The 12,560-nt window shown below is 52.9% G+C and carries 9 protein-coding genes and 1 pseudogene; 9 read left to right on the top strand and 1 reads right to left on the bottom strand.

Going from position 1 to position 12,560, the window contains the following annotated elements; translation table 11 throughout:
* Positions 1-153: 153 nt before the first annotated feature.
* From AC3WQH_RS18960 to yunB, 9 genes and pseudogenes are all read left to right on the top strand, one after another.
* The gene (locus AC3WQH_RS18960) at positions 154-894 is read left to right on the top strand and encodes an MntP/YtaF family protein (RefSeq protein ID WP_026558305.1); all 741 of its coding nucleotides are present in this window, start codon (positions 154-156) and stop codon (positions 892-894) included.
* 172 nt (positions 895-1,066) lie between these two features.
* A pseudogene (locus AC3WQH_RS18955) lies at positions 1,067-1,220 on the top strand (P-type ATPase actuator domain-containing protein); the annotation flags it as partial.
* Between the two features lie 102 nt (positions 1,221-1,322).
* Positions 1,323-2,927 carry a methyl-accepting chemotaxis protein gene (locus tag AC3WQH_RS18950; protein ID WP_005835572.1) on the top strand — a complete coding sequence of 535 codons (1,605 nt, stop codon included), beginning with the start codon at positions 1,323-1,325 and terminating at the stop codon, positions 2,925-2,927.
* A gap of 238 nt (positions 2,928-3,165) precedes the next feature.
* Entirely contained in the window at positions 3,166-3,918 is a 753-nt protein-coding gene (locus AC3WQH_RS18945) for a DeoR/GlpR family DNA-binding transcription regulator (RefSeq protein WP_310670279.1), read from the top strand.
* Positions 3,915-4,829 carry a 1-phosphofructokinase gene (pfkB, locus tag AC3WQH_RS18940; RefSeq protein ID WP_310670278.1) on the top strand — a complete coding sequence of 305 codons (915 nt, stop codon included), beginning with the start codon at positions 3,915-3,917 and terminating at the stop codon, positions 4,827-4,829. Before AC3WQH_RS18945 ends, pfkB begins: the two co-directional genes overlap by 4 nt.
* A 13-nt stretch (positions 4,830-4,842) precedes the next feature.
* Entirely contained in the window at positions 4,843-6,759 is a 1,917-nt protein-coding gene (locus tag AC3WQH_RS18935) for a PTS fructose transporter subunit IIABC (RefSeq protein ID WP_310670277.1), read from the top strand.
* Positions 6,760-6,775: 16 nt separating this feature from the next.
* Positions 6,776-7,036 carry an HPr family phosphocarrier protein gene (locus AC3WQH_RS18930; RefSeq protein WP_005835578.1) on the top strand — a complete coding sequence of 87 codons (261 nt, stop codon included), beginning with the start codon at positions 6,776-6,778 and terminating at the stop codon, positions 7,034-7,036.
* A gap of 172 nt (positions 7,037-7,208) precedes the next feature.
* Positions 7,209-10,013: a calcium-translocating P-type ATPase, SERCA-type gene (locus tag AC3WQH_RS18925; protein WP_310670276.1), complete on the top strand. Its 2,805-nt coding sequence runs from the start codon at positions 7,209-7,211 to the stop codon at positions 10,011-10,013.
* Between the two features lie 46 nt (positions 10,014-10,059).
* The gene (gene yunB, locus AC3WQH_RS18920; RefSeq protein ID WP_492332203.1) at positions 10,060-10,761 is read left to right on the top strand and encodes a sporulation protein YunB; all 702 of its coding nucleotides are present in this window, start codon (positions 10,060-10,062) and stop codon (positions 10,759-10,761) included.
* A gap of 449 nt (positions 10,762-11,210) precedes the next feature.
* Here yunB and AC3WQH_RS18915 read toward each other — a convergent pair whose 3' ends face one another.
* Positions 11,211-12,116: a hypothetical protein gene (locus AC3WQH_RS18915; protein ID WP_238503737.1), complete on the bottom strand. Its 906-nt coding sequence runs from the start codon at positions 12,114-12,116 to the stop codon at positions 11,211-11,213.
* Positions 12,117-12,560 lie beyond the last annotated feature (444 nt).

The following is a 12,560-nucleotide window of genomic DNA, read 5'->3' as shown; positions in this document are numbered from 1 at the left end:
AGCGAAAACGGGCGTGATCTCATCGGCACGCCCACTCACGGACTTTTCGTGGAGCGCCGAGCGCTTCGGTGATGAGCCGATCCCTTGTTTGTTTGCACATGAAAAGCCCTTCTCGCGTATATCTAATAGGCAATGGGAAAGAGGTGACCACATATGAGCGGATGGCTCGCACTCCTGCTCGTTTCCCTGGCCATCAGCATGGACAGTGTCAGCGTAGGATTGACGTATGGTTTGCGCAACATGAAAATGCCGTTTTTGTCGCTGGTCGTCGTATCGGGATGTTCTTTTGCCGTTGTGTATGGTGTCATGCTCGTAGGTGCTTCGCTGACGGATTGGCTGACGCCTGAGATTGGCAAGCATATCGGCGCAGCCGTCTTGATTTTGATGGGCTTGTTTACTCTCTGGCGGCTTTTTTCTTCGCGTCAGGGCAGGGGAACGGAGCCGGATTTGCTGCCCGCACAGTCCGGGATGCCGGCGGGTCAAGCAGGCGCGCTGACTGCCGCGAATGGCGAGGCGGCAGTGTCAGCCAGAGAAACGCAGGTAGAGCTGGATCGCACAGTATTAACGCAATTTCGCATTTTCGGTGTCATGATTCAAATTTTGAAAGACCCCTCCAAAGCCGATGCGGACCGTTCGGGTCATATCATGGGCTGGGAGGCGGTTATGCTGGGGCTGGCGCTCTCTTTGGACGCTTTTGGCGCGGGAATCAGCCTCACATTTTTGGGCTACTCGCCACTCGTCGTCGCGTTGTGCATCGCGATAATGAGCGCGCTGCTGCTTGCGGTCGGGCTGGCGATCGGACGGCGTGCGGGAAAAACGAGGTGGCTTGCCCGCCTGACCTGGCTGCCGCCGATTCTGCTCATTTGCATCGGGTTGGCCAAAAGTTTGAAATAACTTCCATTCAAAAATTCGGACCCGTCCTGGAAAAAGGACGGGTTGTTTTATTCGTTCTCTAACGAAAACCCCCAGTGTGAGAAGTGGATGGAGGAGATGTAGGTGGATACACAGCCAATTCGAAAATGGTACACGCTGGCAGCGGCCGACGTGACCGAAGCCCTTCATAGCGATGCGGCTTTTGACCGCCAATCGGCTGGAGGTAGAAGAGTCGGCGCTGACGGGGGAGTCTGTTCCTCGGCAAAAACGTCAAAAAATTGGACACGGCCCAAGCCTCGACGGTTCCGTTGGGCGATCAGAAAAACCTCGCCTTCATGGGCACGATGGCATTTTTTGCGGGCAAATGCAAAGCGGTAGACAGGAGAGCGATCGTACTTGGGGAAATATAACAATACGGTATTATTCTGCTTAATGGGGTGGGGGTTTTTGTGAAAGCGAGTCAAAAGCTGAAGCAAAGGTCATTGCGAAAGGTGCAGCAAGCCGCAAAAGAAATCGAAGCGCTCTTGCAGGAAGGAACGGTCCAGGACGATAGCGCGAAAATCAGACAAAGGCTGGATGACATGCTGGAAGGAGACGAATATTTTGTTCTCGTCACGCGGGAGGGACTCGGGATCATTCACACTAACCGGTTGCGGGAAGGCACGTTGTTCAACGATGAAGTCGGTTTACGTGCCGCACGAACCAATGAACCGTTGGCACAAATGTACCCCCGCAACACCGGTGAGCTTTTGCTGGACACATCAGTACCTGTTCAGGTAAGAGGAGAAAACGCTTACAGTCTGCGCTTAGGCGTGGTCGTACCCGCTTTGTCCTACGGCTGGAAGCTGGTGGCGGCCTTCGTCATGCCCGTTTGTTTCGCAACAGTTGGTCTGTGGCTGGCTCAGTCGCCCTGGACAAAAGGAGCGGTTGCAGCGATAGCTCTCATGCTCGCCGCTTGTATCGGGCTGTTGACCCATCGCAATTTCCGTCACAACTGGCGCGATTGGATGAGGGTCACGAAAGCCATTTCTTCAGGAAAGCTGAAAGCGAGAGTGCAGACTGCACGGCGCGACGAATGGGGGCAAATGTCGTTTGAAATCAACAAAATGTTAATTGGCATTCATGGCATATTGACTGAGCTGCGGCAGACGTCGCATGCGACCAAAGAGATCAGTACAAAGCAGGAAGCGATGGTTCAGGAGCTGCTAAGCGCTTCCGAGCAGCTTTCTGCCGGTCTGCAGCAGGTGCACGGCGGAGCGGTGGAGCAGGCGAGTCTGGTTGAAGATACAGAGGCGGTATTAAAAAAGATTACGGCACTGATTCGCAAAGCCGGGAGCGAATTGAAAGAGACCAGTACGCTGACCCAGGAAGCGGAGCTGGCCGCCCGGGAGGGGATTGCGAAAACCAGCCACTTGCACATGCAAATGCAGCGCATCGAGCAGGCGAGCCATACGACAGAGACCTCCATGTATGAGCTTAAGCGCCAGGCTGCCGGGATTGAGCAAATGATTCGCGACATCCGGGAAATCGCCGAACAGACAAACATGCTGGCGCTGAATGCAGCGATCGAAGCTGCGCGAGCGGGTGCGGAAGGACGGGGATTTGCAGTCGTCGCGGATGAGGTGCGCAAGCTGGCGAACCGGGCAGACGAAGCTGCTTCCCACATTATGGACGTCGCCGGTGCGATTATTAAGAAGTCCCATCAGACCGTGCAAGTCGTCCAGGAAGAACGCCAGGAGGTGCAAAGCGGACTCGCGCTCGTGCAGGAGCTGCAAACAATCGTGCACGTCCTGTCCGAAAAATCAGCCCTCTCTGCGACTCATACGGCGCGCAATGCGGAAGTCATGGGCGAAGTGCTGCGCGATGTCGACGCGGCCGAACAAAATATCGACAAGGTCATGTACATCTCGCAAAGCTTTTCTGTATCAGCGAAGGAAGCGGCAGCAGCCGGCGAGGCCCAGCTAAACGCAACCGAGCAGGTATCCGACCAAGCCAGACGACTCCACGAGACATCTGTGAAGATTCACCAGATTGCCGAGCGGTTCGAGCTGTAAGCGGGCCGTACAACACAAGTATCATACGGGATTACAAAGGAAGCCGCGATCAACCATGGTGGAGCATGTTGGTCGTGGTTTTTTTGCTGACATATTTGAATCAAACGGCTGTTTGGCGGAGGCGTGAACACTTTCCGTCAGCATTACTGATTGATTATGACCATTTGTGATTGTTTTTGATTGAATGTGCATGTATAATCAAAATCAATCAGATGGCACTGCCAGAAGGGAGGGTACGATGCTAACTCCGGAACGTCATCAGTTGATTATTGCGCTCGTAAAAGAAAAAGACTTCGTGCGAATCCATGAACTTGTCGAGGCTACAGGAGCGTCCGAGTCGACGATTCGGCGGGATTTGAGCGAATTGGAAGAACAGCGCTTGCTCAAGCGCGTCCACGGTGGAGCATCTGTGTTGCAAAGCAAAATCGAGGAGCCGACGATCCTGGAAAAGTCGGTCAAACGCGAGCGGGAAAAGACGGCGATCGCCAAATACGCTGCCAGCCTGGTACAAGACCGCGATTCGATTTTTATCGATGCGGGCACCACGACTTATCAGATGCTCCCGTACTTGCCCGAGAACATCATGGTCGTGACGAATGGGGTGGATATAGCCCTCCATCTGATTAACCGCCACATCCGAACGATTCTTCTGGGAGGTGAATTGAAAGCGGCTACATTGTCGCTCGTCGGGCGAGACGCGATCAAGTCGCTCAGCCAATATCGCTTTGATAAATGTTTTCTCGGCATGAATGGGATCGACCAAAGCCACGGTCTGACTACACCGGATCCCGATGAAGCGTACGTCAAGCAGTTGGCGCTGCAGTTTTCGGATGAACGCTTTGTCTTGTGCGACTCCGACAAGTTTTCGCGCGTCACGTTTGCCAAGGTGAGCGACCTGCACGGAATTACGCTCATCACGGATAACGGTATTAGCCAAGAGGAACAACAAGTGTACAGCAGAATAACAACTCTTAAAGTGGTGAAAGCATGATTTACACAGTAACCCTGAACCCATCGATTGACTATCACATCTGGCTGTCTGCCCTGTCGCAAGGAGCGATTCACGAGGCGAAAAAAGAGTGGAAGGTTGCAGGCGGAAAAGGGATCAATGTCTCCAAAGTTCTCCGCGCCCTCGGTGAAGACAGTACGGCTCTGGGGTTTGTCGGAGGGTTTACGGGAGTATTTATACAGCAGCAGATCGAGCAAGCCGGCATTGCTCATCAGTTTATCCAGATTAATCACGATTCGCGGATCAACGTAAAAATAAAGGCTGAGAACGAGACGGATATTAGCGGGGTTTCTCCTCCTGTTCCGGAAGAAGCGCTTGAGCGCCTTTTTGCCCAGATCGACCGTTTGCAAAGCGGCGATTACCTCGTCCTCGCCGGAAGCGTCCCCAAGAGCTTGCCCTCCGATATGTACCAGATGATTATGCAGCGGCTGCGCGGCAAGGGAGTCCGCATTTTCCTTGACGCCAAAGGGCAGGCCTTGAAAAACGGTTTGCCGGAAGAACCGTTCCTCATCAAACCGAATCACCATGAACTGGGCGAATTGTACGGCGTGACGATTGCGACTCCTGCCGAAGCGATCGAGTGGGGACGAAAAGCGCTCCAGATGGGCGCGCAAAACGTCATCGTCTCGATGGCCGGACAAGGAGCGGTCTTTGTCAACCGGAATGAGGCCTATCTCGCCCAGATTCCACAGCGCAAACCGGTCAATTCGATCGGCGCCGGAGATTCGATGGTAGCAGGATTTCTCTACGGTCTGACACGCGGGATGGATACCGAAGCGGCGTTTCGTTTTGCCGTAGCGGCCGGGAGTACGACCGCCCTGTCGGAAGGTTTTTGCACGCGTGAAAAAATAGAAGCATTCATTCAGGACGTTACGATTACCTTCATTTCGTGATGGGGGGTTACCCATGAACAATAAGATTCGCATTGGTGATTTGCTGAATTCAGACACGATTGTCGTTCATTTGTCGGCGACCACAAAAGAAGCTGTGCTGGATGAGTTGATCGAGCAACTCGACAAAGCGGGACGACTGAACGACAAGGATGGCATGAAGCAGGCCATTCTCGCCCGCGAGGCTCAAGGCTCTACGGGAATTGGCGAGGGAATAGCCATCCCGCATGCCAAGACAGCCGCGGTCAAGACACCTGCCATCGCCTACGGTTTTTCCAAAGAGGGCGTGGAATTTGATTCCCTGGATCAACAAAAAGCGCATCTCTTCTTTATGATCGCCGCAACCGAAGACGCCAACCAGGCTCATCTGGCGACGCTTGCCCTGCTCTCCCAGATGCTCATGGACGAGTCGTTTCGCCAGGAGCTGATGAAAGCAGAGACGAAGGAACGGGTGCTTGAGATTATCACGAACAAGGAAAAGGAACTTCAGAGCGAAGATGAAAGCGTTACAGAAGACGTGGCAGCCGACCAGCAGCACGTGTCCGCCAAAGTGGTCGCAGTAACGGCTTGCCCGACCGGCATCGCCCACACCTACATGGCTGCCGATGCCCTGAAGAAAAAGGCGGCGGAGCTAGGGATCTCGCTCAAGGTGGAGACGAACGGTTCCGGAGGAGTGAAAAACAAACTAACGTCGAGCGATATTGAAGAAGCCGCTGCTGTCATCGTGGCCGCTGATCGTCAGGTGGAGATGGAGCGTTTCGTCGGAAAGGTTCTCATCGAAGTACCGGTAGCCGAAGGAATCCGCAATGCCGAAGACCTGCTGCAGCGCGCCGTCAATCAGAGGGGCAGCGTCTACCGCGGGAGCGCGACCAATTATCAGGAAAAGATTCAGGAAGGCAAGGACGCGAAAAAGTCCAAGCAGCCAGCCTTTTATCGTCACTTGATGAATGGCGTGTCCAATATGCTTCCGTTTGTCGTGGGCGGCGGGATTATCATCGCGATCAGCTTTTTGTTCGGGATCAACGCGTCTGACCCGAACGATCCGTCCTTCCATCCGCTGGCCAAAGTATTGATGGACATCGGCGGAAAAACGGCATTTCAACTGATGATTCCGGTACTGGCCGGGTTTATCGCTTCCAGCATCGCCGATCGGCCAGGCTTTGCGCCCGGTATGGTGGGCGGATTGCTGGCAACTACATCGGGCTCCGGCTTTCTCGGAGGAATCATTGCCGGCTTTTTGGCCGGGTATATTGTGCTTGGGCTCAAAAAGCTGTTTGTCGGACTGCCGCAATCGCTGGAAGGGATCAAGCCGATGCTATTGTACCCGCTGCTGGGTACTTTGATTACCGGCTTTATCATGGTCTACATCGTCTCCGATCCCGTCGCGGCAGCCAACACGGAGCTTGGCAACTTGCTGAAAAACATGGGTACGGGAAATGCTGTTATCCTTGGTGTCATTTTGGGCGCGATGATGGCCTTTGACATGGGGGGCCCCGTCAACAAAGCGGCTTTTACGTTCGGGATTGCGATGATTGCCGAGGGGAATTACGCCCCGCATGCAGCGATTATGGCTGCCGGCATGACTCCACCGCTCGGCATTGCCTTGGCCACTACCCTGTTCAAAAAGAAATTTACGGCCGAAGAGCGGCACGCGGGAAAAACCGCTTACGTTCTGGGGGCTTCCTTCATCACGGAAGGAGCGATTCCGTTTGCGGCGGCTGACCCTACGCGCATCATTCCTTCCATTATGGCCGGTTCTGCCGTTGCCGGCGGATTGTCCATGCTGTTCGGGTGCACATTGCCGGCTCCGCATGGCGGTTTGTTCGTACTGCCGGTTGTCGGTAACTGGCCGCTGTACCTCGTTTCGATTGTTGCGGGGGTCATTGTTACGGCCCTGATGATAAAAGTACTGAAAAAAGACATGGCAGAGTAAAAAGGAGTTGGGCATCATGTTGACCAAAACATTCACCATTCAAAATCCAAGCGGCATCCACGCCCGTCCGGCCAGATTGTTTGTGGAGAAAGCGACCTCCTTTCCGTGCGAAGTGAACGTCGTCAAAGGCAGCAAGAAAATCAACGGCAAGAGCATCATGGGCTTGATGACGCTGGGAGCAGCCAAGGGAGATCAAATCACGCTGGAAATCTCCGGAGAACAAGTAGAGGAAGCGATGGAGGAACTGGGCAAGCTGCTTGAGTCGGTTCACGAGTAACAGACAGGAAGCCGCCTTCGGGGAACGACAGGGAAAAGCTCGCGTTACCATTCAATAAAAACGGGGCGTCCAGCAGTCAGTTTACACTGACTTTCTGGACAGCCCCTGTTTTATTTTCTGGCTCGTCTGCATACACATGACAATGAGTGAGAAGTGGATGGAGGAGATGTAGGTGGATACACAGCCAATTCGAAAATGGTACACGCTGGCAGCGGCCGACGTGACCGAAGCCCTTCATAGCGATGCGGCGCAGGGATTGACCCAGCAGGAGGCGGAGCGGAGACTGGTTAAGCAAGGTGCCAACCAGTTGGCTGAGAACAAACGCAAGCCTCTCTACTCGGTCTTTCTTGACCAGTTCAAGGATTTTATGGTGCTCATCCTGTTTATCGCCACGCTGATTTCCTACTTCCTGGGAGAGTATCTGGATGCGATTACGATTATTGCGATCATCATCATTAACGGCATACTCGGGTTCATTCAGGAGGCCAAAGCTGAACAATCCCTGCAAGCGCTAAAAGAGCTGGCATCCCCGATGGCCCGGGTCATTCGCGAGGGGCACATCTCCATGATTCCCGCTTCGCGCCTGGTGCCGGGCGATCTGGTGGTGCTCGAAGCGGGGGACCGGGTTCCGGCAGACATGCGGCTTTTGACCGCCAATCGGCTGGAGGTAGAAGAGTCGGCGCTGACGGGGGAGTCTGTCCCTGTCGGAAAAAACGTCAAAAAACTGGACACGGCCCAGGCCTCGACGGTTCCGCTGGGAGATCAGAAAAACCTCGCCTTCATGGGCACGATGGTGACGGGCGGAACAGGTAGCGGCATCGTCGTGGCGACCGGGATGGAGACGGAAATCGGGAAGATCGCCCACCTGATGAATACAGCGGAAGAAGCGGAGACGCCGCTGCAAGTGCGCCTGGAGCAAATGGGCAAAATTCTCGTGGTCGTCGCTTTGCTGTTGACGATTGTCGTGATCGTCGCCGGGGTTTGGCACGGACATGAGCTGTTCACGATGTTTTTGGCAGGAGTCAGCCTCGCGGTAGCGGCGATCCCGGAAGGCTTGCCAGCGATTGTGACCGTCGCGCTGGCGTTAGGCGTACAGCGGATGATCCGGCGTAATGCGATCGTGCGCAAGCTGCCGTCGGTAGAGACGCTCGGCTGCGCATCGGTCATCTGCTCCGACAAGACAGGCACGCTCACCCAGAACAAAATGACGGTGACCCATGTCTGGCACAGCGATTCCACCTATGAAGTCACCGGAAGCGGCTACGCGCCGGAGGGAGCTTTTCACTACCAAGGAAAAATGGTGTCGCCTGCCCGCGACGGAGCGCTGACGCAAATCATTCGCATCGCGGACCGCTGCAACAATGCGCGCCTGATCTGCGAGGAACAAGGCACGCGCAACTTGCTTGGCATGGGCAAAACCACGCGGCATTGGCAGATCGTCGGCGATCCGACAGAGGGAGCGCTGAAGGTGTTGGCCGCAAAAGCAACGGGCAATGCCGGAGAGCGGGGCAACCCGAAACAGCAGTCGGTGCGCGTCGAAGAGCTGCCTTTTGATTCAGACCGCAAAATGATGTCCGTCGTCGAGAAAGGCGCAGACGACGTTCACTCCCTGTTGACCAAGGGCGCGGCAGAGGCGGTGCTGGCGCGATCCACGCACATTCTCTGGGGCGGCGAACTGCAGCCGTTGACCGCTTCATTGCGCCATCGGGTACTGGAGCAGACAGAGCTGATGGCGGGCAAAGCGCTGCGGGTTCTCGGCTTCGCCTACAAAACGCTGCAAGGCTATCGCCCTGGGCAGCCGATCGGCACGATGGAAAACAATCTCGTTTTCGTCGGGCTGGCCGGGATGATTGACCCGCCGCGCGAGGAAGTTCGTTCCGCGATCAACCTGTGCCATCAGGCGGGCATCAAGACCATCATGATTACAGGCGACCACAAGGTGACGGCCGAAGCGATCGCCCGCCAGATCGGGCTGATGCGCGGCTACGGCGAAGTGCTGGAGGGTCGGGACCTGGACGGGATGTCGGATGAGACTCTCGCCGACCACGCCGAGCGGGTAACCGTGTACGCCCGCGTATCCCCCGAGCATAAGCTGCGGATTGTACGCGCCCTGCAAAGCAAAGGGCACGTAGTCGCCATGACAGGCGACGGCGTCAATGACGCCCCGGCAATCAAAACGTCGGACATCGGCATCGCCATGGGGATCACCGGGACAGACGTGACGAAGGAAGCGGCCGATCTGGTTTTGCGCGACGACAACTTCGCCACGATTGTCGCCGCCGTCGAGGAAGGGCGCAACATATACGACAACATCCGCAAATTTATCCGCTATTTGCTCGCGTCCAACGTAGGCGAGATTCTCGTCATGTTTTTTGCGATGCTGCTCGGCTTGCCGTTGCCGCTCGTTCCCATTCAGATTTTGTGGGTCAACCTGGTGACAGACGGCTTGCCCGCCATGGCTCTCGGGGTCGATCAGGCTGAGGCCGACACGATGTACCAGCGCCCGCGCAACAAGGCGGAAAACATTTTCGGCAGGGGCTTGGGCTGGAAGATCATCAGCCGCGGCTTCTTGATCGGAGCCATGACGCTGCTCGCTTTCTGGCTGACGCTGCGCGAGAATCCGAACGATCTGGTCCACGCCCAGACCGTCGCCTTCGTGACGTTGGTCATGGCCCAGTTGATTCACGTGTTCGATTGCCGCAGCCAGTACAGCGTGTTTCACCGCAACGTGTTTGAAAACAAATACCTCGTCTGGGCCGTCATTTCGTCCCTGGTGCTGGTGCTCGGAGTCGTGTACATCGACGCTCTCCAGCCGATTTTCAAAACGACCGATTTGTCCATTCGCGACTGGGCGCTGATTCTCGTCACATCCGGTGTCCCGACGTTCGTGGCAGGGATCGGCGGCGTGCTCGCCAGCGGCCGACCACGAGCAGGCAAGCAAAAGCGTTCTTCCATGCGCACAGTACGTCCTGATTGAGAACTGAGTTGGTTTCGTACGGCGAAACGAGGGAGAGGAAGAAATTGTGCGTTTTCGAAAAGGAGGCTGGAAAAGGCGCGGCAGACGCATCTTCGCAACGTTTTTGTTTATTGTCGTATCCCTGGTGATCCTGTTCATCATCGTGGAAAGAAGGATCGAGCCGACCTTGCTGCTGATCGCCCAAGCCAAAGCCGATCAGGTGGCAAAGCTCGCCATTACGGATGCGGTCACGAAGCGTCTGACGCAGCAAGGCGTGGATTTCAACGAGATTGTGATGATGGAAAAAGACGAGGAAGGGAGCATCAAAGCGGTCAATTTCAACTTCCGCGAATACTCGCGGATCGTGGGGGAGACGACCGCCCGCATTCAAAATCGGCTGAAGGAGTTGGAGCAGGAGAACGTCCAGACGACGATCCCGCTCGGCCTGGCTACCAAAAACGTGTTTCTGGAGCACCTCGGCCCGGAAATTCCCGTCTCGTTCGTGCCGATCGGCGCCGTGAAGACCCGCCTGGAGACGGAGATGAAGCAGGCTGGCATCAACATGGTGCTCGTCACCGTCTACATTTACGTCGAGGTCGATTTGCGCGTAGTCATTCCGTTTGCGACCAAGCAGCAGACCGTCACGACGCAGATCCCGATCAGCGAGGCATTGATCGTGGGCAAGGTGCCGAGCTACCTGTACAACAACCCGTCCGGAAAGCCGGATGTACCGATGCCGAGGAATGAGCAGATGATTCACCAGCCGTAATGGAAGAGGGGGGGCAATTTGGCCGCCCTTTTCTATTGGTCAAATGCATAAGCAACAGTAAGCCCCAAGACAAGCTTTTGATAATATTTGCTGTAGCAGGTTTTTAACACGGTATTTGCATTTTTATAGCTTTCGTCGTTTCTTGGAAGAGGAAGAAATAACAACAAAAGGGGCGCATGTAAGTGCTAAATCATCGGAACGGAAGTTTCAAAAAATGAGGACTGTCCGAAAAGTGTTTTTTCAGCCCAATGACTTGAAAAGCAAAACCCAAGAATGCCATGAAATCAACATTCTTGGGTTTTAGGTTTTGGTCTTTTTAGTCAGGGATGGACTTTCTGCACAGCCCCTGTTTTCGGTAGAGGGTTTCCCAATGTTTACTCTAAAGGATGCACTTCACACATTAACCAGCGTTTTAATAAACCGCTGGTACATCCACTAATTATGAAGCATTATACAGTTTTAGCGGTACCATACATGTTTCCATCAACCGTAGAACCAACTAGTGTTTCGCAACTGCCTGAATTAAATGTGATTTGTGCCCATCTGATCCCGAATCCAGCTTCAAAATACAGACGAGAATAAACTTCTGCATATGTGTAACCTTCAACGCGTGTAGTTCTCTTCTCTCCTAGCTTACGGGGGGTAAGTTCCAGTGTAGATCCCCAGAAATGGCGACTATAATCACCATCAGCAGTATCTACCTCAACCGACTTCCCATTATACTTAAAAGACCCCTCTGCCCACAATGTAAACATCTTATTCCCCTGTGCATTGTAACCAATTCCAGTAGTACGCTTTGTATCAGTGTACTCCCACGTAAGAGCGCGAGGTTGGACAAGACTAGTTCTTTGATTCTCGGCATTGGATGAAACTGTTCTTACTTCAAGAACAAAAATTTCTCCTAATTGAGACACGTAAACGTTAATTTCACTCATATCATTTTTAATAGTAATAACTTTATCATCCGAGCGTTCTATGCTATTTTTCTTCTCGTCCATAAACGCATTAATATTATTAAGTGGTTTATTCTTTCCATATTTTTGATTAATTTTCTTTACTTCTGCTGGAAAGACATCCTCTAAAGATAACGTCGGGTCATTAAAAGCTTCAGGCGCTGGATGTTCAGAAAAAAATGTATCGATCGTTTTTTCAACCTTTCCAAGAGTAACATCATCTTTATGTTTCAAATCTTCAAGCTCTTGAATCAAAGCAGGGACACTAGTATTAATATAAGATCTAATTTCTGAAATTTTTTCCTGCCTACTTCCATCTTCAATTGTGCCATTTGCAAAAGTTGGAGAAACTGTTGTCAGCATTAATGTCCCTGCAATTAGAGTACTGAAAAATGCCTTCATACCCTAATATACCTCTTTTGGAAAAATATTACTTTTTATATCAAGATTATATTCCGATACTTTCAGATTTGTCTACCTTTTTTTACTCCCCAAATAGTAATATATTAAATAGCAGATTGATATAATTAGAAGAAATATGGCTAAGTAATAAATAAAAGGCAGTAGGAATGGAGCGTGTTGCATTATCAGGTACAATACAAACGCTACTAAAAAGAATAATGTGAAAAATATCACTAGCGTTGCATTAATCTTTTCATACCATTCAAAATCATCATAACTTTCAGCGTTCAAGTGTTCTCAGGCATAAAAAAATCCTTTACACTGGAAAGGTCAGGTAGTTCCTGTCCAAATCCAACGCAAAGGATAGACCATGGACAAGAATACCCTATTTTCTTCATTTGGTAAATACATTTCACCCATTAATATTGTGAAATTTCAACAACG

The organism is Brevibacillus sp. FW301-21C12A, assembly GCF_058788915.1.
This window is presented reverse-complemented; position numbering and strand designations above follow the sequence as displayed.

What these genes read in the sequence shown, in the direction of transcription:
- AC3WQH_RS18930 (WP_005835578.1), top strand. Translation starts at nt 6,776, where the DNA reads ATGTTGACCAAAACATTCACCATTCAAAATCCAAGCGGCATCCACGCC.
- AC3WQH_RS18960 (WP_026558305.1), top strand. Translation starts at nt 154, where the DNA reads ATGAGCGGATGGCTCGCACTCCTGCTCGTTTCCCTGGCCATCAGCATG.
- pfkB (WP_310670278.1), top strand. Translation starts at nt 3,915, where the DNA reads ATGATTTACACAGTAACCCTGAACCCATCGATTGACTATCACATCTGG.
- AC3WQH_RS18945 (WP_310670279.1), top strand. Translation starts at nt 3,166, where the DNA reads ATGCTAACTCCGGAACGTCATCAGTTGATTATTGCGCTCGTAAAAGAA.
- AC3WQH_RS18935 (WP_310670277.1), top strand. Translation starts at nt 4,843, where the DNA reads ATGAACAATAAGATTCGCATTGGTGATTTGCTGAATTCAGACACGATT.
- AC3WQH_RS18915 (WP_238503737.1), bottom strand. Translation starts at nt 12,116, where the DNA reads ATGAAGGCATTTTTCAGTACTCTAATTGCAGGGACATTAATGCTGACA.